This is a genomic window from Methylobacterium gossipiicola (assembly GCF_900113485.1).
GTDB lineage: Bacteria > Pseudomonadota > Alphaproteobacteria > Rhizobiales > Beijerinckiaceae > Methylobacterium > Methylobacterium gossipiicola.
Genome location: NZ_FOPM01000009.1, coordinates 121,561 through 141,167, shown reverse-complemented (window position 1 = coordinate 141,167; position 19,607 = coordinate 121,561). Strand labels below are relative to the sequence as shown.

General features: G+C 68.2%; 16 protein-coding genes. 10 read left to right on the top strand and 6 right to left on the bottom strand.

All coding sequences use genetic code 11. From position 1 onward, the window contains the following. Positions 1–50: 50 nt before the first annotated feature. The 3 genes from BM249_RS10425 to BM249_RS10415 all read left to right on the top strand — a co-directional run bounded on the left by BM249_RS10425 (position 51) and on the right by BM249_RS10415 (position 4,703). A protein-coding gene (locus tag BM249_RS10425) for an IS5 family transposase (protein ID WP_091968899.1) occupies positions 51–856 on the top strand; the annotation gives its coding sequence in 2 pieces (ribosomal slippage) (positions 51–372 and positions 372–856; 807 coding nt in all). Between the two features lie 546 nt (positions 857–1,402). Next, positions 1,403–4,291, top strand: coding sequence for a preprotein translocase subunit SecA (secA, locus tag BM249_RS10420; protein WP_091971571.1), 2,889 nt, complete (start codon positions 1,403–1,405; stop codon positions 4,289–4,291). Positions 4,292–4,370: 79 nt separating this feature from the next. Beyond that, positions 4,371–4,703: a GNAT family N-acetyltransferase gene (locus BM249_RS10415; protein WP_342029854.1), complete on the top strand. Its 333-nt coding sequence runs from the start codon at positions 4,371–4,373 to the stop codon at positions 4,701–4,703. A gap of 13 nt (positions 4,704–4,716) precedes the next feature. On the opposite strand, the gene BM249_RS10410 is transcribed toward BM249_RS10415, so the two are convergent. Beyond that, the gene (locus BM249_RS10410; RefSeq protein WP_091971568.1) at positions 4,717–6,663 is read right to left on the bottom strand and encodes a potassium transporter Kup; all 1,947 of its coding nucleotides are present in this window, start codon (positions 6,661–6,663) and stop codon (positions 4,717–4,719) included. A gap of 208 nt (positions 6,664–6,871) precedes the next feature. After that, a complete protein-coding gene (ispG, locus tag BM249_RS10405; protein WP_091971566.1) occupies positions 6,872–8,179 on the bottom strand; it encodes a flavodoxin-dependent (E)-4-hydroxy-3-methylbut-2-enyl-diphosphate synthase in 1,308 nt (435 codons plus the stop codon). Between the two features lie 361 nt (positions 8,180–8,540). Between ispG and BM249_RS10400 the strand changes: the two genes are divergently transcribed. The 3 genes from BM249_RS10400 to BM249_RS10390 all read left to right on the top strand — a co-directional run bounded on the left by BM249_RS10400 (position 8,541) and on the right by BM249_RS10390 (position 11,422). Next, positions 8,541–9,653, top strand: a complete 1,113-nt coding sequence (locus BM249_RS10400) for a patatin-like phospholipase family protein (protein WP_091971563.1) — start codon at positions 8,541–8,543, stop codon at positions 9,651–9,653. An 87-nt stretch (positions 9,654–9,740) separates the two neighbouring features. Continuing rightward, positions 9,741–10,352 (top strand): sigma-70 family RNA polymerase sigma factor, encoded by a 612-nt coding sequence (locus BM249_RS10395; RefSeq protein WP_091971560.1) that lies wholly within the window; start codon positions 9,741–9,743, stop codon positions 10,350–10,352. 299 nt (positions 10,353–10,651) lie between these two features. Then, positions 10,652–11,422: an anti-sigma factor family protein gene (locus BM249_RS10390; protein WP_091971558.1), complete on the top strand. Its 771-nt coding sequence runs from the start codon at positions 10,652–10,654 to the stop codon at positions 11,420–11,422. Between the two features lie 201 nt (positions 11,423–11,623). Here the strand turns inward: BM249_RS10390 and BM249_RS22125 are convergent, their stop codons facing one another. Then, entirely contained in the window at positions 11,624–11,752 is a 129-nt protein-coding gene (locus BM249_RS22125) for a hypothetical protein (protein ID WP_280142661.1), read from the bottom strand. Between the two features lie 322 nt (positions 11,753–12,074). Next, positions 12,075–13,127: a bifunctional riboflavin kinase/FAD synthetase gene (locus BM249_RS10385; RefSeq protein WP_091971556.1), complete on the bottom strand. Its 1,053-nt coding sequence runs from the start codon at positions 13,125–13,127 to the stop codon at positions 12,075–12,077. Positions 13,128–13,391: 264 nt separating this feature from the next. Between BM249_RS10385 and BM249_RS10380 the strand changes: the two genes are divergently transcribed. Together BM249_RS10380 and BM249_RS10375 are read left to right on the top strand one after the other, a co-directional pair. Continuing rightward, complete coding sequence (locus BM249_RS10380; RefSeq protein ID WP_018046001.1) at positions 13,392–13,775, top strand: response regulator; 384 nt, start codon at positions 13,392–13,394, stop codon at positions 13,773–13,775. A 155-nt stretch (positions 13,776–13,930) separates the two neighbouring features. Further along, the gene (locus tag BM249_RS10375) at positions 13,931–14,464 is read left to right on the top strand and encodes a protein phosphatase CheZ (RefSeq protein WP_091971554.1); all 534 of its coding nucleotides are present in this window, start codon (positions 13,931–13,933) and stop codon (positions 14,462–14,464) included. Between the two features lie 79 nt (positions 14,465–14,543). Here the strand turns inward: BM249_RS10375 and BM249_RS10370 are convergent, their stop codons facing one another. Together BM249_RS10370 and BM249_RS10365 are read right to left on the bottom strand one after the other, a co-directional pair. Next, the gene (locus BM249_RS10370) at positions 14,544–15,449 is read right to left on the bottom strand and encodes a TIGR01459 family HAD-type hydrolase (protein WP_091971552.1); all 906 of its coding nucleotides are present in this window, start codon (positions 15,447–15,449) and stop codon (positions 14,544–14,546) included. A 267-nt stretch (positions 15,450–15,716) separates the two neighbouring features. After that, positions 15,717–17,234 carry an EAL domain-containing protein gene (locus BM249_RS10365; RefSeq protein ID WP_091971550.1) on the bottom strand — a complete coding sequence of 506 codons (1,518 nt, stop codon included), beginning with the start codon at positions 17,232–17,234 and terminating at the stop codon, positions 15,717–15,719. A gap of 248 nt (positions 17,235–17,482) precedes the next feature. Here BM249_RS10365 and BM249_RS10360 point away from each other — a divergent pair, with 248 nt between their 5' ends. Together BM249_RS10360 and BM249_RS10355 are read left to right on the top strand one after the other, a co-directional pair. After that, positions 17,483–17,704: a heavy-metal-associated domain-containing protein gene (locus tag BM249_RS10360; RefSeq protein WP_091971548.1), complete on the top strand. Its 222-nt coding sequence runs from the start codon at positions 17,483–17,485 to the stop codon at positions 17,702–17,704. 206 nt (positions 17,705–17,910) lie between these two features. Further along, positions 17,911–19,584, top strand: coding sequence for a formate--tetrahydrofolate ligase (locus BM249_RS10355; protein ID WP_091971546.1), 1,674 nt, complete (start codon positions 17,911–17,913; stop codon positions 19,582–19,584). Positions 19,585–19,607: the final 23 nt, after the last annotated feature.

Here is a 19,607-nt window from a genome sequence, read left to right as displayed (position 1 = left end):
AGAGCGCCTAACAGAACGGCACCGAGCGGTGTTTTCCGCGTTGGTTTGGCATGGCCAGACCGCTTCTCCCCGATGATCTCTGGGATGAGATCGCTCCGCTGCTCCCGCCGCCTCGTCCGCGTCCGAAGGGTGGGCGTCGTCCGATCGAGAACCGGGCTGCGCTGACGGGTATCCTGTTCGTGCTACGCTCGGCGCTGCCCTGGGAGATGCTGCCGGCCGAGATGGGCTGCGGCTGCGGCATGAGTTGCTGGCGTCGGCTGCGGGATTGGCAAGCGGCGGGCGTGTGGCGCCGCCTGCATCACGTGCTCCTGGAGCGCCTGCACGCGGCGGGTGAGATCGACTGGAGCCGGGCTTGCCTGGACAGCGCGTCTGTCCAGGCCAAAAAAGGGGGCCTGCCACTGGCCCGAACCCGACGGACCGGGGCAAGCCGGGGACGAAGCGCCATCTCGTCACCGACGCGCGCGGCACGCCGCTCGGCTTCTGCCTGAGCGGTGCCAACCGGCACGACACCGTCATGATGGCGGCCACCCTCGATGCCATCCCGTCTGTGCGGAGCGGTCGGCGCGGACGACCGCGACGCCGTCCGGACAAGCTGCACGCCGACAAGGCCTACGATGCCAGACCCCGCCGCCAGGAGTGCCGGGCGCGAGGGATCGTGCCGCGCATCGCTCGACGCGGCATCGAGAGCAGCGAGAAACTCGGTCGTCACCGTTGGGTCGTGGAGCGCACCCACGCCTGGTTCAACCGATTCCGTCGATTGCCCATCCGCTATGAGCGACGCGCAGACATCTACGAGGCCTTCACGAGCCTCGCCGCCAGCCTCATCACCCTCAACCAGATCAGACGGTTCTGTTAGGCGCTCTTAGAGTGCCTCACGAAACTCCCGCCCCGGGACCGTTCTCGCCCCGAAGACGACGGTGCGGCGGGAGTTTTGTGAGAGACACTTAGGATTGATATCACGCGCACCGAGTCGTTAAGATTGCGGGCGCCGCGGTGATCAACTGTCGGATGCGCCGCGCGAGACCGGTCTTCCCATGCTTGCGCCAGCCACACTCCCGGTCCCACGCCCGGAGCAAACGCCTTTGCGGATCGCTCTGGTCGGCTGGGGGCCATCGCGCGACGCGTCGTTCGTTTGCTCGGCGACCGTGGCAGTGCCGTCGTCCTCCGCTGCTCACCAATCCCAAATCCTCGGAACTGACCGCCCTCGCGCTGGTTCGTCTCATCGAAAACCGGAGGGCGCCCCTCGTGCTCTGAAGCGGAACGGTACCGTCCCGTCCGCCATTATGGTCGGGCGACGACGTGATCGACGGGCGCGACCCTTTCGGATGCGCAGGGCAGACTTTACCTCTATAAGCCCGGCCAACATTCGCCTTCACGCTTTTCGATCGACCGTAGGTTCACGATGCTCGGTGCCCTCGCCAAGAAGATTTTCGGCTCGTCCAACGACCGTCGGGTGAAGGGCTACCGTCCTCGCGTCGCCGAGATCAACGCCCTGGAGCCCCAGCTCGCCGCCCTGTCGGACGCGGACCTGCAGGCCCGGACCGTGATGCTCAAGGCCGAACTCGCCGCCGGCAAGACCCTGGACGACATCCTGGTTCCCGCCTTCGCCACCGTGCGCGAAGCCGCCAAGCGCGTCCTCGGTCAGCGCCACTTCGACGTGCAGCTCATCGGCGGCATGGTGCTGCACGAGAGCGGCATCGCCGAGATGCGCACCGGCGAGGGCAAGACCCTGGTGGCGACCCTGCCGGTCTACCTCAACGCCCTATCGGGGCTCGGCGTCCACGTCGTGACCGTGAACGACTACCTCGCGTCACGCGACGCCGAGTGGATGGGCCGGGTCTATCGCTTCCTCGGCCTCACCGTCGGCACCATCGTGCACGGCCTCGACGACGAGCAGCGCAAAGCGGCCTACGCCTGCGACATCACCTACGGCACGAACAACGAGTTCGGCTTCGATTACCTGCGCGACAACATGAAGTACGAGCTGTCGCAGCTCGCCCAGCGCGGCCACAATTTCGCGATCGTGGACGAGGTCGACTCGATCCTCATCGACGAGGCCCGCACCCCGCTCATCATCTCCGGCCCGGTGGACGACCGCTCGGAACTCTACGTCGCCGTGGACGCGCTGATGCCGCATCTCGAGCGCGAGCATTACGACCTCGACGAGAAGCAGCGCACGGTGTCGCTGACCGAGAGCGGCAACGAGTTCATCGAGGACCTGCTGCGCGGCGCCGACCTCCTGAAGGAGGGCGATCTCTACGACGCCCACAACGTCTCCCTCGTCCACCACGTGAACCAGGCGCTGCGCGCCCACACCCTGTTCACTCTCGACAAAGACTACATCGTCAAGAACGACGAGGTGGTGATCATCGACGAGTTCACCGGCCGCATGATGCAGGGCCGGCGCTACTCCGAAGGTCTGCACCAGGCGCTGGAGGCCAAGGAGCGGGTGACGATCCAGCCCGAGAACCAGACGCTGGCCTCGATCACCTTCCAGAACTACTTCCGCCTCTACACCAAGCTCGCCGGCATGACCGGCACGGCCTCGACGGAGGCCGACGAGTTCGCCGAGATCTACAAGCTCGAAGTCGTCGACATCCCGACCAACAAGGAGGTCGAGCGCGTCGACGAGGACGACGAGGTCTACCGCACGGTGGGCGAGAAGTACGACGGCATCATCGCCGAGATCGAGAAGGCGCATGCGCGCCACCAGCCGATCCTCGTCGGCACCGGCTCCATCGAGAAGTCGCAGCATCTCGCCGAAATGCTGGTGAAGGCCGGCTTCAAACCCCTCGACTACTCGGACCTCAACGCGCTGACCGACGTCTACGCCGCCGCCCGCGAGGGCCGGGTGACGAAGCGCTTCGCCGTGCTCAACGCCCGCTTCCACGAGCAGGAAGCCTACATCGTGGCCGAGGCCGGCGTGCCCGGCGCCATCACCATCGCCACCAACATGGCCGGGCGCGGCACCGACATCAAACTCGGCGGCAACGTCGAGATGCGCGTCGAGAAGGAACTCGCCGGAATCCCCGAGGGACCGGATCGCGACGTGAAGATCGAGGCGATCAAGGCCGAGATCGCCGAGTACCGCGCCAAGGTGCTGGCGTCGGGCGAGCCGGCCGATCCGGCGGCGGGCCGCAAGAAGGCCCTGCCCGGCGGCCTCTACATCATCGGCACCGAGCGCCACGAATCGCGCCGCATCGACAACCAGTTGCGCGGCCGCTCCGGCCGCCAGGGCGATCCCGGCCGTTCGAAGTTCTACCTGTCGCTCCAGGACGATCTCATGCGGATCTTCGGCTCCGACCGGATGGATGGCATGCTGACGCGCCTCGGGCTGGAGCAGGGCGAGGCCATCATCCACCCCTGGATCAACAAGGCCATCGAGAAGGCGCAGCAGAAGGTCGAGGCGCGCAACTTCGACATGCGCAAGAACGTGTTGAAGTACGACAACGTCATGAACGACCAGCGCAAGGTGGTGTTCGAGCAGCGTCGCGACTTCATGGGCCAGGAGAGCGTACGCGAGACCGTGGACGAGATGCGCCACGGCGTCGTCGACGACCTCGTCGCCGTGCACGTGCCCGAGAACGCCTATGCCGAGCAGTGGGACGTCGAGGGCCTGCGCGAGCGCGTCCGGGACGTGCTCAACCTCGACGTGCCGGTGGAGGATTGGGCCAAGGAAGAAGGCATCGCCGACGAGGAGATGCGCGAACGCCTGCGCCAGGCCGCCGACGACGCTTACGCGGCCCGCACCGAGAAGAACACGCCCGACCTGATGACCTATGTCGAGAAGCAGGTGCTGCTGCAGACCCTCGACCACCTGTGGCGCGAGCACCTCGTGACCCTCGACCACCTACGCCAGGTGGTGGGCTGGCGCGGTGTCGCCCAGCGCGATCCCCTGAACGAGTACAAGTCGGAAGCCTTCGACCTCTTCAACGGCCTCGTCGGCTCGCTCCGGGAACAGGTGACGCAGCAGCTCTCGCGCATCGAGATCATGTACGAGGATCCGGCCTCCGCGGAGGCGTCGTTCGCCTCTCCCGCCCTGCCGCCGATGTTCGCCCAGCACCTCGATCCCGTCACGGGTGAGAACGAGATGGCCGAGTCCGGCACGGGCAGCGCCGGCGGTGCCGGGCCGGCCTACGGCTACGCCGCCCAGGCCATGGCGACGGATACGGCCATGCTGGAACGCGACCCCACGGACGCCACCACCTGGGGCCGGGTCGCGCGCAACGAGCCCTGCCCCTGCGGCTCGGGCAAGAAGTACAAGCACTGCCACGGTACCTTCGCGGTCTGACGCGATCATCGACGCCCTCGACGGCGTCGAACCGAGCCTCGACGCGGCGGAGTTCCGCCGCGTCCTCGTCGAGTCGGGCTTGGCGCCCCGCCGGCCCGCCGACGATCTGCCCCGGCTCGCCCGGATGTTGGCTGCGGCCGACCTCGTCGTCACCGCCCGTCGCGACGGCGCGCTCGTCGGCATCGCCCGCACGCTCACGGATTTTTCCTTCTGCGCTTACATGTCGGATCTGGCCGTGTGCCGCTCGGCCCAAGGGCTCGGGATCGGCCAGGGTCTGATCGCCGCGACGCGGGCCGCAGTCGGGCCGCAGGCCGCGCTGCTGCTGACGGCCGCCCCCGACGCGGTCACCTTCTACGAGCGGATCGCCATGCCCCGCATGCCCGACGCCTTCCGGTACGACCGGGAGGCGTGAGAGGGGCTTTCCCCTACACCGTCACCTGGGTACCGACTTCCACCACGCGTCCCGTGGGGATCTGGAAGAAGTCCGTGGCGTCGTTGGCGTTCTTGGCGAGGGTGATGAAGATCCGGTCCTGCCACAGGGGCATGCCCGAATGGGCCGCCGGGCGGATGGAACGCCGCGACAGGAAGAACGACGTCGCCATGATGTCGAACTTGAAGCCCTGCTTCTTCAGGAGCGTCAGGGTCCGGGGAATGTTCGGCGATTCCATGTAGCCGAACTTCATCACCACCTTGGAGAAGTGCGGGCCGATGGGCTCGATGTGGACGCGGTCCGCCAGCCGAGCGCGGGGGGTGTCCACGGTCTCCACGGTGAGGACCACGTTCTTCTCGTGCAGCACCTTGTTGTGCTTGAGATTGTGCAGCAGGGCCGCCGGCGCGATGGTGGGATCGCTCGTGAGGAACACCGCCGTGCCGCGCACGTGGTGGGGCGGGCTCTTCTCCAGCATGCCGACGAGTTCGGTCAGCGGCACGTCGGTCTTGCGGGTCTTGTTGATGAGGATCGCGACGCCGCGCACCCAGGTCCACATCACCAGGATGAGGGCGCCGGCGAACAGCAGGGGCACGTAGCCGCCCTCGAACACCTTGAGCATGTTCGAGAGCAGGAACAGGAATTCGAGGGCCGCGAAGGGCAGGATCGCGAGGCCGGCGGCCACCGGCGACCAGTTCCAGGTCTTCCACAGCACCAGGAAGGCGAGGCTCGCTGTAATCAGCATCGTGCCCGTGACGGCGATGCCGTAGGCCGAGGCCAGGGCGGCGGACGACCGGAACAGGATCGCCAGGATGACGACGCCCACCATGAGCAGGGCGTTGATCTGCGGCAGGTAGATCTGGCCGGAATGGGATTCCGAGGTGTGGCGGATCTCGAGGCGCGGCAGCAGGCCGAGCTGAATCGCCTGACGCGACAGGGAGAAGGCGCCGGTGATCACCGCCTGGCTCGCCGTGACGGTGGCGGCGGTGGCGAGCAGCACCATGGGGAGCAGGCCCCATTCGGGCACGAGCTGGAAGAACGGATCGGTGGTGTCGGGCTTCGCCAGCACGAGGGCGGCCTGGCCGAAATAGTTGAGCACGAGGCAGGGCGCGACGAGGCAGAGCCACGCGATCTGGATTGGCCGGCGGCCGAAATGTCCGAGATCGGCGAACAGGGCCTCGGCGCCGGTCACGGCGAGGAACACCGCACCGAGGGCCACCAGGGCGCCCGTGCCGTGGCCGAGGAGATAATGCAGGGCGTAGTACGGGTTGAGCGCCCAGAACACATCGGGCGTCGCATAGATGTGCGGCAGGGCGGCGAGCGCCATGGCGCCGAACCACAGGGCCATGATCGGCCCGAAGAGGCTCGCGACCTTGCCCGTACCCCGATTCTGGATGAGGAACAGGGGTACGATGATGGCGACGGTGATGGGCAGGACGTAGGCCTCGAAGGCCGGCGTGACGAGCTTGAGACCCTCCACCGCCGACAGCACCGAGATGGCCGGGGTGATGATGGCGTCGCCGTAGAACAGGGAGGCGCCGAGCAGCCCGAGCATGAACACGATGCGTGAGCCGCCCAGCGCCGAGCGGGCGAGCGCCATGAGGGAGAGGATGCCGCCCTCGCCGTTGTTGTCCATCCGCATGAGGATGACGACGTACTTAATGGTGACGATGAGGAGCAGCGCCCACAGGATCAGGGAGGCGACGCCCAGCACCTCTTCGCGCAGGAGGATGCCGTCGGCACGGGCCGAGACCAGGGCCTCGCGGAACGCATAGAGCGGGCTCGTCCCGATATCGCCATAGACGACGCCCATGGAGCCGAGCACCAGGGTCCACAGGCTGGCGGGCGCATGGCCCCGCCCGGTTTCGGCATCGCTCCCCGGCGCAGCGGGATCACCGCCCTCGGGTTTCGGACCGGGCGCGCTCGGAAGGTCGGATTGCGTCATGCGGCTCGATCGCGACGTGTTGCGAACCCGGCTTCCCCGCGCCCGTTTGCGGCAGCGGGCGAGGAACGACGGGGCCGGTCCCGATGAAGTCGGGCGGCAAGGTTGACTGCGTTCACGCTATCACGCGGCGCAGCATGCGAGAACGGCAACCTGTAGGGATCGCCGTTCAGCCAACAGGCTTGGGGGAAGGTGGTGGGCGTCGCCCGCCCTATTCGGCGGCGCTGCGGGCGCCGGAGCCGAAGCGGCGCTCGATATAGTCCGTCACCACGGTCTCGAAATCCTTGGCCAGGGTCGGCCCGCGCAGGGTCATGGCCTTCTTGCCGTCGATGAAGACCGGCGCGGTCGGGGTTTCGCCGGTGCCGGGGAGCGAGATGCCGATATCGGCGTGCTTCGATTCGCCCGGGCCGTTGACGATACAGCCCATCACCGCGACGTTGAGACCCTCGACGCCCGGATAGGCCTTCTTCCACTCCGGCATGGAGTTGACGATCCAGTTCTGGATGTCGCGGGCGAGTTCCTGGAAGGTCGTCGAGGTGGTGCGGCCGCAGCCCGGGCACGCCGCCACGAGGGGCACGAAGGTGCGGAACCCCATGGTCTGCAGCAGTTCCTGCGCGGCCTTCACCTCCACGGTGCGGTCGCCGCCGGGCTCAGGCGTGAGGGAGTAGCGGATGGTGTCGCCGATGCCTTCCTGCAGCAGCACGCCGATGGCGGCGGAGGCCGCGACCAGGCCCTTCGAGCCCATGCCGGCCTCGGTGAGGCCGAGGTGGATGGCGAAATCGGAGCGGCGGGCCACCTCGCGGTAGACGGCGATGAGGTCCTGCACCGCCGAGACCTTGGCCGAGAGAATGATCCGGTCCTTCGGCAGGCCGAGTTCCACGGCCCGCTCGGCCGAGGACAGGGCCGAGCGCACCATGGCCTCGCGCATCACCGCGCGGGCGTCGATGGGCCGGGGCGACCGGGCGTTCTCGTCCATGAGGTGGGTGAGGAGGGCTTCGTCGAGGGAGCCCCAGTTGGCGCCGATGCGGACGGTCTTGCCGTAGCGGATCGCCTGCTCGATGATCGTCGAGAACTGGGTGTCCTTCTTCTCCTTGAAGCCGACGTTGCCGGGATTGATCCGGTACTTGGCGAGCGCCTCGGCGCAGGCCGGATGGTCGGCGAGCAGCTTGTGGCCGATATAGTGGAAGTCGCCGACCAGGGGCACATGGATGCCGATGCGGTCGAGGCGTTCACGGATCTTCGGGACCGCCACCGCCGCCTCGTCGCGGTCGACGGTGATGCGGACGAGTTCGGAGCCGGCCCGCGCCAGCTGGGCGACCTGGGCCACGGTGCCGTCGATGTCAGCCGTGTCGGTGTTGGTCATCGACTGCACGACGATGGGAGCGCCGCCGCCGACCGTGACGGCGCCTTCGCCCGAGCCGATGGTGACGCCGACCGTGCGGTGGCGTGGGCTCGGACCGGCGATCTCGGGGGCGGTGCCGTTGATCGGGTTGGCGGGGGTCGCGTCCATGGCTTCCATCGTTGATCCGTGCGCTCCGAGGACCCTTCGCCGGCTTGGCGACATCGGCCCGTCTACGAGGACACCTTCGGGTCCGGCGGGCGATCCGCCGGTGGCGTCCACGACGCCCTGTTGTTCTACGCCCTCGACCGTTTAGCTGAGATGACGGCTCGCGGGCGTCAAGCCCGTGCCGCCCCGGCGGTCGGAAAGCATCGATCTGCTGTCGATCTTATCCCATGTCCGATCCGGAGCATTATGTCGAGTTCGTCGCGGCGTCGGGCGAGGGGCTGGGCTGCGCTGGATCGGGGAACCGCATCGCTCCCGTCCCACTTGTTGCTGTGTCGCATCATATATTGCGGTGCACCATCCCCGGAGGCCCCCCATGCTCGACGCGCACCCGCACGCCCCCCTCGATCCACCCACCGATATCGGTCCGGGCGGCTCCTGTCCGGACCATGCCACGGCACCCACACGGGTGCTCGCCGGTCCTCGCGCCGAGAAGACCGTGGCGCTGGCGCTTCAGGGCGGGGGTGCCCACGGCGCCTTCACCTGGGGCGTGCTCGATGCCCTGATCGAGGATGGACGCCTCGGGTTCGAGGCCCTCACGGGGGCCAGCGCCGGCGCCATGAACGCCGTGGTGATGGTGGATGGCTGGCTCGAAGGCGGGCCCGACGGCGCCCGCGCGGCCCTGGAGCGGTTCTGGCGCGAGGTGAGCCTCGACGGCGACCTCTGGCCGGTGCAGCGGGGCGCCATCAACGGCCTGTTCGCCCTCTGGAAGGACAATCCCGTCGTGGAGTTCTGGGGGCGGGTGCTGAAGACCAGCCCGTACGCGTCGAACCCCTTGAACTACAATCCCCTGCGCAAGGCGCTCGCCGCGCAGGTGGATTTCGAGCGCCTGCGCAAGGCCGAGACGGCAGCCCTGTTCGTGTCGGCCACCAATGTCTGGACCGGCAAGCTCGCGGTGTTCGAGCGCGCCGACCTGGAGGTCGATCACCTCATGGCCTCGGCCTGCCTGCCGACGGTGTTCCACGCCGTGGAAATCGACGGGGTGCCCCATTGGGACGGCGGCTATCTCGGCAACCCGCCGCTCTATCCCCTGTATCGGGGCGCAGAGACCCGCGACATCCTCCTCGTGCAGATCAACCCGGTGGAGCGTCGCGAGACTCCGCGCACGCAGCAGGAGATCCAGGACCGCCTCAACGAGATCACCTTCAACGCCAACCTCATGCGCGAATTGCGGGCCATCGACTTCCTCGACGGCCTCATCGCCGAGGGCGTCCTCGTCCAGGGCGACTACAAGCCGCAATACGTCCACCGCATCGACGGCACAGGCGCCCTCGACGACTACCAGGCGTCCACCCGCCTCGATGCCCGCTGGCGGGTGTTCGAGCGCCTGCGCGACAAGGGCCGGACCGCCGCCCAAGCCTGGCTCGCGGAGACCTACGATCAGGTCGGTCGCCGTTGCAGCCTGAACCTCCAGGCCACCTACGCGTAGGGTTTCGGCCCAAGAACCCGACGACCGAGGGAACCGTCTTTCGCGGGCGGACGGGATTAATCCCGTCGCTCGCGCGTTCATGATCGTATGACCACCGAACCGATCCGGCCCGGCTCGACCCCCTCCATCGTCGACCTGATGGTGCCCCTGCGGCGCTACGCGCGGTCCCTGACGCGCGACAGCCTGCGGGCGGACGACCTCGTGCACGACGCCTTGGTGCGGGCCCTCGAATCCGGCCAGATCCACCGGCCCAACACCAATCTTCGAACCTGGATGATGACGGTGCTGCACAACGTCTTCATCGACGAGCAGCGCCGCAAGCGCGTGGAATCGCGCCACGCCGACACCCTGGTGCAGATGAGCGAAGAGATCGCGCAGCCGGCCCAGGAAGCCCAAGTCCGCCTCGCGCAGATCCGCCGCGCCTTCCTCACCCTGCCGGAGGAGCAGCGCGCCGCCCTCCACCTCGTGACCCTGGAGGGCATGGCCTATGCCGACGCCGCCGCCGTCCTCGGCATTCCCATCGGCACCCTGATGTCGCGGCTCGGTCGCGGCCGTGCGGCGCTCCGGGCCTTTGAGGAAGGTGAGCGCGCGCTTCCCGAACGCCAACCGCCCACGGACGAACGACCGCGCCTGCGCCTCGTGCCCCAGCAGGACAAGGCCGGGGCCGGGCTCGGCGGCCGGGCCGCCGGCAAGAGTTGATGGGTTCGGTTGACGGGTTCGCGCGAGCAGGGATCGGCGCGAAACGGTGACCGGCTCTGAGCCGGACCAAGCGGAACCGCGTAATCCAGGCGGTCTTCGGGCAACGAAATCGACACCCCCGACGCGATGGACGGGGATGTCCGGACGGAATCGCCGTTTCCGGGATCTCAGATCTCGGACATGGCGACCCCGCCTCCAACAAAGCCGAAGGAGTCGCCGGCTCGGCGACGGCCCGATCGTTTCGGGCGAAAGACCATCGGCATCAGGGCGTAGGCCAGAACCGAATGGAAACGACAGCCATGGTCGATCCGATCACCGACTCCGATCTCACCGCCTTCGTCGACGGCCAGCTCGACGTGACGCGACGCCTGGATGTCGAGGCGCACCTCGCGCGGCATCCCGACATCGCCGCCCGGGTGATGGCCGAGATGCACGACCGCGACGCCCTGCGCGAGGCCTTCGCGCAGATGCCCGCGCCCGTTCTGGTCCCCGAGCGGCTACGCAAGGCCGCCCGACGCCTCGACCAATCCCTGACCTGGCGCCGAGCCGGTGAACGCCTGCGCCGGGCCGCCGTCATCGCGCTCCTCGTCGGGGCCGGGTGGCTCGCGCATTCGGACAGCTTCCTCCTCGGGGTGCCCGACACCTTCGCGGCGCCCGTCGACCCGACCCTGGTGGCCGATGCCCGCAACGCCCGCGAAGCGGCGCAGATCCGGGGCCGTCTCGCGGCGCAGCGCACCACCGCCTACGACCGCACCGGCATCGCCGGAGCCACGGGGATCGCGCTTCCCGATCTGCCGGGCGACTGGACCGTGCGCGACGTCCAGATCGTGCCCGCCCGCCACGGAACCGGCGTTGAGGTGGTGATCGACGCGGGGGCGTTGGGCGAGTTGTCCCTGTTCGCGACGCATGGCGGCAAACCCGGACCGGGCGAGGGCGAAGTCACGAGCCCCGGGGACGGCGAGACCGCCTATTGGGTCAGCGGCCGCACGGCCTATGCCCTGAGCGGCCCGGATCATGCCGGAATTCAAGCCGCCGCCCAGCGCCTGGCGAGCAAGCGGACGAAATTGTAGGACCCAGGCGAAAGCCGACATCCACCGGAGGAATCATCCCTTCGGCGGGTGTCGGCTTGGGTCAGCGGCTCGTCTCGATATCACGCGGGCGAAGTTTCCTCCGAACGCCGTTTAATTCCTTCGGACTGGCGGCGTTCGGTCGCCCTCAAGCCCCGCGTGGGCTCGCTGATCCAGCGACCGCTTCGATCAGCGAACGCCGCCTCAGGCGGCGGCGGTGTGTCGGCGACCGAGGGCGCGCAGGCCCCGGAACGGCAGCAGCATCAGGCGGGCGACGCCCGCGAGGGCGAGGACGAGGAGAACCGTCAACACGACCGAAAGGGTCTTGATCATCGGGGCACCTGCTTCGTGACCGGAACGTCATGACTCCGGAAGGGAGCCCGACCGTCTAGTCTTCAGACAATCCCCCAACTTCGGCGAAACTGAGAGCATTCGCGAAACGAAGGACCCCCGGGCCGGACGGCCACGAAGGCCGGGAAGCGGATGCGCGTACATCCGGCGTCATCCGCCCCGGCCCCGTGGTCCCACCCGGTTGAGCGACAAGACCGCTCCCGGAGTGAGTGGATCCTGCGCCGGCATGGTTAACAAATCGTCAGCGAAGTTCCGGCCGCCATCCTTTGACGGCCATGCGCCCGCCCTCGGTCGAGGAACGCCGCTACAGCATCGAGGGAACCCCGTCGGCGGCCAGGATGGCCCGAGCCTGTTCGGCGTCGATGTCCATCCTGGCGATGAGACTGTCGGCCGAATCGAAGCGCTCCTCGCCCCGGATATACGCCACCACCTCGACCGTGATGGTCTGGCCGTAGAGGTCCCCGGAGAAATCGAACAGGTTGACTTCGAGGAGCGGCGCGCCGTCGTCGAAGGTCGGCCGGCGGCCGTAGCTCGCCACGCCGTCCCGGATCCCGCCATCGGCGAGGGCCACCCGCACGGCGTAGATCCCGTGGGCGAGGCCACAATCGGACAGGGCGACATTGGCGGTGGGGTACCCCAGGGTGCGCCCGCGCTTGTCCCCATGCTGCACCACGCCGGAGACGAACCAGCGATAGCCGAGCAGGGCATTGGCGCGGGCGACGTCGCCTGCGGCCAGGGCCGTCCGAATCGCACTCGACGAGACCGGCTCCATCGTCTTCTCCGGGGCAGCGGGGGGGGAGGACAGCGGCAGCTGGGACATCGTCGGCAACGACACCGCCGGGATGATGCGGCAACCGAGGCCCGCGCCCGCGCACAATTCGGCCAGGACCGCCGGTGTGCCCTCGCGGCCACGGCCGAAATGGAAATCGTGTCCGACGACGACGCCCGAAAGGCCGAGGTCGCGCACGAGCAGGGATTCGACGAAAGCCCGCGCGCCGGTCCCGGCGAGCCCGGCATCGAAGCGGCGGACCACGAGCCCGTCGAGGCCGAGGCGGGCGAACACGCGCTCCTTGGCCGCCGCGTCCGACAGGCGGAACATGGGCAGATGCGGCAGGAAATACGCGCGCGGATGCGGTTCGAAGGTCAGGGCCACGGCCGGCCGGCCGGCCGCGGCGGCGGTCTCGCGCACGGCGGCGATGAGGGCGCGGTGTCCGAAATGGACGCCGTCGAAGTTACCGATGGCCGCGATGGCACCGGACAAGGTCGGCGGCATCGGTTCGTCCTCGCGGCAGACCGAGAAACGTCGACCCCCCGCAGGAGCCGGAACCGACAAAGCTGTGTTGTCGCCGGACGGCATCTTATCCTAGCTTGGCTGTGGCGGAGCGGGCACGGTCCGGAGACGTCGCTTTGCGCGCCGGAACCTGTCGAAATCCGCCGAAGGGGTCAAGCGAGGGAGGGCGCCTCGCTCCGGGATGCCGAAACTCGGGCGCGATTAACGGCTTCTCAAGCCGATGGGCCATAGTTTCCGGGTCAAGGGGCGCGAATACCGATTTGCCCCGGCCCAATCCGAGTCGGCACGGCCCTGCCGCACCGACCTCGACCTGACGGAGCACACGCAACCATGGCCCTCGATCTCGGCATGCCGATCCTCGTCGTCGACGATTATCAGACGATGGTCCGTATCATCCGCAACCTCCTGAAGCAGCTCGGCTTCGAGGAGGTCGACGACGCCTCCGACGGCACCGCCGCCCTCGCCCGCCTGAAGAACCGCAAGTACGGCCTCGTGATCTCCGACTGGAACATGGAGCCGATGACGGGCTACGAACTGCTGCGCCACGTGCGTGCCGACGAGGCCCTGCGCACGACGCCGTTCATCATGGTCACCGCCGAGTCGAAGACCGAGAACGTCATCGCCGCCAAGAAGGCCGGCGTGAACAACTACATCGTCAAGCCGTTCAACGCCGCAACCCTGAAGAGCAAGATCGAGGCGGTCTGCGGCGCCTGATACGACCGCCGATCCGTCGGAGCGTATCGATACGGTCGCGCGGTGACGGACGGTAGGCGAACCGCACAATCCAGAAGGATTGCCCGGGGTTCGTCTCTTTCTCCGCGCGAACAGGTTGGATCTTCGGACGTCGGACCAAGGAAGGGCGGGAGGCGATGGCACTCGCAAGCAGAACGCGCAAGCAGAATGCGGCGCCGGAGAAATCATCCCTGATCAGCGAACTCGTGGAGATCGCGGACTACATCGCGCATCTCAGGACGGAGATCGCCGCCCTTCGGGCCAACGAGTTGACGCGCGATCGTCTACCCATGGCCCACGAAGAACTCGGCTGCGTCGTCACGGCGACGGCGGGGGCGACGAATTCGATCATGACGGTGGCCGAAGAGATCCTCAGCCTGCCCGACGACGCGAACTATCGGTCCGCCGTCGAGATGCGGATGAACGACATCTTCGAAGCCTGCACCTTCCAGGACATCACCGGACAGCGCATCGGCAAGGTCGCCGAGGCCCTGCGCAACCTCGAGAGCCGCCTCTCCCGCTTCGCCGCCGCCGTGAAGGCCCGCGACGAGGGTGGTATCGATCCGGAAGAGGCCAAGCGCCGCAAACGCAACGAGCTTCTGATCCTGAACGGACCGCAGGTTAAGGGACCGGCGACGGCCCAGGACGAGATCGACGCGATGTTCAATTGATCGAATCGCCCTCGATCTGAACCTGTCTTCCCTTGAGACGGCGCGCTGCCACGACGCTGAGGCGGCAACGGTCGACTGGCTACCAGACCAAGCGTTCGATGATCGCGTCGGGCCGTACGGATTGAGCGGCGAACCAAGCCGCGACGTCGCCCAGGGTGGCGTGTTCCATCGACACCCCGAGTTCCTCCGCATGAATCCCCCGCGCCACGAGGAGATTCGGCAAACCGAACGCCCGCGCGCCGGCGATGTCGGTGCGCAGGGCGTCGCCGATGGCGAGGACCCGCTCGGGTTCGGGGGCCGCCAGCCCATCGAGGCCGCCGGCTATCTCCAGGGCCGCGGCATAGACCGGCCGATACGGCTTCCCCGCATAGGTGACCCGGCCGCCCAGGGCCGCATAGGCTTCCGCGATGAGGCCGGCACAGGGAATCAATAACCCGGCTCGCTCGACCACGAGGTCGGGGTTGGCGCAGATCATCGGCACATCGCGCGCGCGCCATTCCTCCAGGATCGGGCGATAATCCTCCGCCGTTTCGCGGGTGTCGTCGAACAGACCGGTGCAGACGACGGTTTCGGCCGCTTGCGCGTCGACGAGTCGGATATCGAGTTCGTGGAAGATCGTCGCATCCCGCTCGGGGCCGAGATGGTGGATGCGCGCGCCCGGGGTCTCGGCGAGCAGGCTGCGGGTGAGGTCGCCCGAGGTGAGGATGGCGTCGTACGCCGCGCGCGGCACGCCGTACCCGTCGAGGATCGTCTGCACGCCCTTCCACGGGCGGGGGGCGTTGGAGACCAGCACCACCCGGCGCGGACGGCCGCCGCCCGGCCGGGCGCGAAACCGGATCAGGGCGTCGCTCGCGCCCGGATGGGCGCGCACGCCATCATGCAGCACGCCCCACACATCGCACAGGATCATGTCGAACCGGTCGGCGATGTCGCCGAGTCCCGTCAGAACGGGCACGGGGCCGAGGTCGGGTGAGGAGACGGTCATGGGAGGAGCCTGTGTCGCGTCGAAGGCGCTCTCCAGGCGTTAGGCGGGTGTCTCCCCGGAGACAAGACCTCCCCGGAGACAAGACCTCCCGGAGGCAAGATCCGCCCGGAGACAAGACTTCGATCTCGCGCGCATCCGATTCTCGAACGAAAAGCCCGCGCCCCCGGATCCCCGATGCCGCGGGCTTGGTGTCTCCCGTCCCCGCGCGCCGGCTTGCCGATCCGTCAACGGCTTCAGTCGAGGGGACGCTGAATCGGAGCGAGGTCCTTACCCTGCGCGCCGAAGGAAATCCCGAAACGGCCGGCGCTGTGGCGGCGGCTCCGGATCGTCGCTGGCCGAGGCCGGAGGAGCCGGCGGCCGCAGTTCCGGAGCCGGCGTCGCCAGCACCTCGGCGCGGACGGCGCGGGCGGGCGCGAACACCGTGCCCTGGGCCAGGGGCACGTTGAGGTCGAGGAGATCGGGCACGTCGGTCTCGCGCTCCACGCGGGTGACCACGAGCTGGATACCGGCGCGGTTGAGGGCGGGCACGAGATCCTCGACGACGATGTCGGTCATCGCCTCGTGGGCGCTCGGGCGCAGCAGCATGTCGGCCGGCACCTTCACCTGAGAGACGCCGTGATCGGCGAGGGTCGAGGGATCGAGATTCAGATCCACCGGCCGATCGAGGATCACGCCGACGAGGCCCCGCAGGCCCGCCAGAAGCCCGGATTGCTCGGCATCGAGGTTGCGCCAGCTCGTCTGCGGCAAGGCCACGACGAGGCGGCCGGCGAGATCGGGCTCGTCGGAGACGAGGCGGCTGAGGGAACGCAGGAACCCCGGCTCGAACAGGGAGAGCGGCGACAGACCGTAGGCGACGGAGGTCTGGCTGCCGCGCCCGGCCAGGTGGCGCGCTACGGTGGCGGCGCGCTGGAGCATCCGCCGGTCGAGGTCGGTGGTCCGGCCGTGGCGTTCGAGGACGGTCAGGAACGCATCGGGGGTGAGCAGGGTGCTCGACGCCACATCGTCCGTTCCCGCGATGCGCAGGCGCGCCACCGCCTCATAGGAGACGACCTTGCGCTGCGGCAGGGAAACCAGGGGTTGAAGATGAATTTCGAGGCCGCTCGCGTCGAAGGCCGCGAGAACCGCGCGTTCGTGCGCGGCCTCGCGGGCCGCCGTCGCGGCGGGATCGGCATCGAGGACCCGGGGCGTCCACGCCCTCGCCTGCGGCGCGGCGGCGCGGGGGGGTTGGGCCTCGACCGTGGGTTCGGCCTGCGGCGGCGCCACGACGGCCACGGCCACGGGCACCGGCGCGGGGGTCGGCGGAGGCGGAGGCGTCGCCTTGAGGACGGTGATCTCACCGTCCTGCGCCGCCACCACGGCGGCGAGTTCCCGCACGATACCGCTGAGCAGACCGATCTCGGCGGTGACCTCCTCGACGCCGACGACGAGGGCCGCCGTGGTCTCATCCGGCTGGACCGGAGCGCTGACGACGGGTGCCGCCTCCTCCGTGCGCAAATGGGCGCGCATCTGCTGCTCGGCGATGAGCCGGGTCACGGCTTCGATGCGCTGAAGCCGCTGCGACATGACTTCGACCTCGCCCGAGAGCGCCTCGAACCGGCCGGACAGGGCTTCGGACCGCCGATAGGCGAGGACGCCGCCGAGCCCGCTGACGAGGGCAAGGCCGAACGCGCCGGCCAGGGGGGCGTAGAGAGACGCGGGGGCCAGGGCACCGAGACCGAGCAGACTGACGAGTCCGAGGAGACTCAGAATCAATAGGCCGCGACGCCGGCCAACGATTCGGGGCATCGGGAGACTTTCTCTTCAAGCACGCGCAGACGGAGACGCGAAAATGGATTTTCGAATCAGCCTCGAAGGGCGATTCCGGTCTTAACTCTTTTTTCGCTGAGACGCGGAGCCCTCACAAGGCATCCGCCATGGAACACACGCATTTTTCCCCCTGTGTGACTTCGGTTTTTGATCGCCGTCCTTGCATCGCCTCCGCGGCCGATCATCATGGGCGGGAACCGGCATCGAGGCCGAAGGATTTCCGACCCATGGAAGCGATGCGCGCTGATCTGCTGATGCAGGTGGATGGCATGACCTGCGACGGCTGCGCCCAGGCGGTGCGCCGGGCGATCCTTCACCTCGACCCCGAGGCGCAGGTGGCGGTCGATCTCGATCACGGGCGCGTCGCCGTCACCACCCGGGAGCAGGGCCTGACCGTCGCCGAAGCCTTGACCCAGGCCGGCTACACGGCGACCGCCATGACCGGGTGACGAACTTCCCGGCCTGCGGGTTTCCCGACCTGAACGAAATTTTGTCCGTGCGTTGAAAATTTCCGACGCGCTTTTCCCGTGGCATTCCATCAAACTGGTGTGATCGCACGAGGATGGACCCCGTTTGCGCCTGGCGGCGCCGGGGCCGCGTACGCCAAAACGCGCCTGCTTCGGCGCGAACAAAAAATCACCGGGAGAGACGAGGCATGCCGTCAGACATCGAGATCGCCCGCGCGGCGACCCTGAAGCCGATCACCGAGGTCGCCGCGAAGATCGGCATCCCGGACGAGGCGCTCCACACCTATGGACGGCACATCGCCAAGATCGACCACGGCTTCATCAAGGGCCTGGAGAGCAAGCCGGAGGGTAAGCTCGTCCTCGTGACGGCCATCAGTCCGACCCCGGCCGGCGAGGGCAAGACCACCACCACGGTGGGTCTCGGCGACGCCCTCAACCGCATCGGCAAGAAGACCGTGATGTGTCTGCGCGAGCCGTCCCTCGGCCCGTGCTTCGGCATGAAGGGCGGGGCCGCCGGCGGCGGCAAGGCCCAGGTCGTGCCGATGGAGCAGATCAACCTGCACTTCACCGGCGATTTCCACGCCATCACGTCGGCGCACTCGCTCGCCGCCGCCCTCATCGACAACCACGTCTATTGGGCCAACGAGCTCAACATCGACGTGCGCCGCATCCACTGGCGCCGCGTGGTCGACATGAACGACCGGGCCCTGCGCGCGATCACGCAATCCCTCGGCGGCGTCGCCAACGGCTTCCCGCGCGAGGACGGCTTCGACATCACCGTGGCGTCGGAAGTCATGGCGGTGTTCTGCCTCGCGCGTGATCTGGAAGACCTTGAGGCGCGGCTCGGCCGCATCGTCATCGCCGAGACCCGCGACCGCAAGCCGGTGACCCTCGCCGACGTGAAGGCGACGGGTGCCATGACGGTGCTGCTCAAGGACGCGCTGCAACCGAACCTCGTCCAGACGCTGGAGGGCAATCCGGCCCTCATCCACGGCGGCCCGTTCGCCAACATCGCGCATGGCTGCAACTCGGTCATCGCCACCCGCGCCGGCCTGAAGCTCGGCGATTACGTGGTGACCGAGGCCGGCTTCGGCGCCGATCTCGGAGCGGAGAAGTTCATCGACATCAAGTGCCGGCAGGCCGGGCTGAAGCCCTCGGCGGTGGTGATCGTCGCCACCGTGCGCGCCCTCAAGATGCATGGCGGCGTCTCGAAGAAGGAGCTCGGCTCCGAGAACCTCGAAGCCCTGGAGAAGGGTTTCGCCAACCTCGCCCGCCACGTCGCCAACGTGCGCGGCTTCGGCCTGCCCGTGGTGGTCGGCGTCAATCACTTCTACGCCGACACCGATGCCGAGCATGCCAAGCTGAAGGAGCTGTGCCGCGAGAAGCTTCAGGTCGAGGCCATCACCTGCAAGCATTGGGCGGAGGGCGGCGCCGGCGCCGAGGCCCTGGCCGAGGCCGTGGTGAAGCTGGCCGAGGGCGAGCAGAAGCCGCTCGCCTTCGCGTACGAGACCGAGACCAAGCTGACCGACAAGGTCCGCACCATCGCGACGAAGCTGTACGGGGCCGCCGACATCCAGGTGGAGTCGAAGGCCGCCACCAAGCTCGCGCAGTTCGAGAAGGACGGTTACGGCAACCTGCCCGTCTGCATGGCCAAGACCCAGTACTCGTTCTCCACCGATCCGAACCTCATGGGCGCGCCTTCGGGCCACACCATCGCGGTGCGCGATGTGCGCCTCTCGGCGGGCGCAGGCTTCGTCGTGGTGATCTGCGGTGAGATCATGACCATGCCGGGCCTGCCGAAGGTCCCGGCCTCGGAGGGCATCCACCTCGACGCCAACGGCCAGATCGAGGGCCTGTTCTAGCTCGCCGGTCTTTGGAGTCCGGG

Coding starts and splice junctions, on each gene's coding strand:
- BM249_RS10375 (WP_091971554.1), top strand. CDS start 13,931: ATGGCACTCGCAAGCAGAACGCGCAAGCAGAATGCGGCGCCGGAGAAA.
- BM249_RS10395 (WP_091971560.1), top strand. CDS start 9,741: ATGACCACCGAACCGATCCGGCCCGGCTCGACCCCCTCCATCGTCGAC.
- BM249_RS10385 (WP_091971556.1), bottom strand. CDS start 13,127: ATGCCGTCCGGCGACAACACAGCTTTGTCGGTTCCGGCTCCTGCGGGG.
- BM249_RS10370 (WP_091971552.1), bottom strand. CDS start 15,449: ATGACCGTCTCCTCACCCGACCTCGGCCCCGTGCCCGTTCTGACGGGA.
- ispG (WP_091971566.1), bottom strand. CDS start 8,179: ATGGAAGCCATGGACGCGACCCCCGCCAACCCGATCAACGGCACCGCC.
- BM249_RS10400 (WP_091971563.1), top strand. CDS start 8,541: ATGCTCGACGCGCACCCGCACGCCCCCCTCGATCCACCCACCGATATC.
- BM249_RS10360 (WP_091971548.1), top strand. CDS start 17,483: ATGGAAGCGATGCGCGCTGATCTGCTGATGCAGGTGGATGGCATGACC.
- BM249_RS10390 (WP_091971558.1), top strand. CDS start 10,652: ATGGTCGATCCGATCACCGACTCCGATCTCACCGCCTTCGTCGACGGC.
- BM249_RS10410 (WP_091971568.1), bottom strand. CDS start 6,663: ATGACGCAATCCGACCTTCCGAGCGCGCCCGGTCCGAAACCCGAGGGC.
- secA (WP_091971571.1), top strand. CDS start 1,403: ATGCTCGGTGCCCTCGCCAAGAAGATTTTCGGCTCGTCCAACGACCGT.
- BM249_RS22125 (WP_280142661.1), bottom strand. CDS start 11,752: ATGATCAAGACCCTTTCGGTCGTGTTGACGGTTCTCCTCGTCCTCGCC.
- BM249_RS10365 (WP_091971550.1), bottom strand. CDS start 17,234: ATGCCCCGAATCGTTGGCCGGCGTCGCGGCCTATTGATTCTGAGTCTC.
- BM249_RS10355 (WP_091971546.1), top strand. CDS start 17,911: ATGCCGTCAGACATCGAGATCGCCCGCGCGGCGACCCTGAAGCCGATC.
- BM249_RS10380 (WP_018046001.1), top strand. CDS start 13,392: ATGGCCCTCGATCTCGGCATGCCGATCCTCGTCGTCGACGATTATCAG.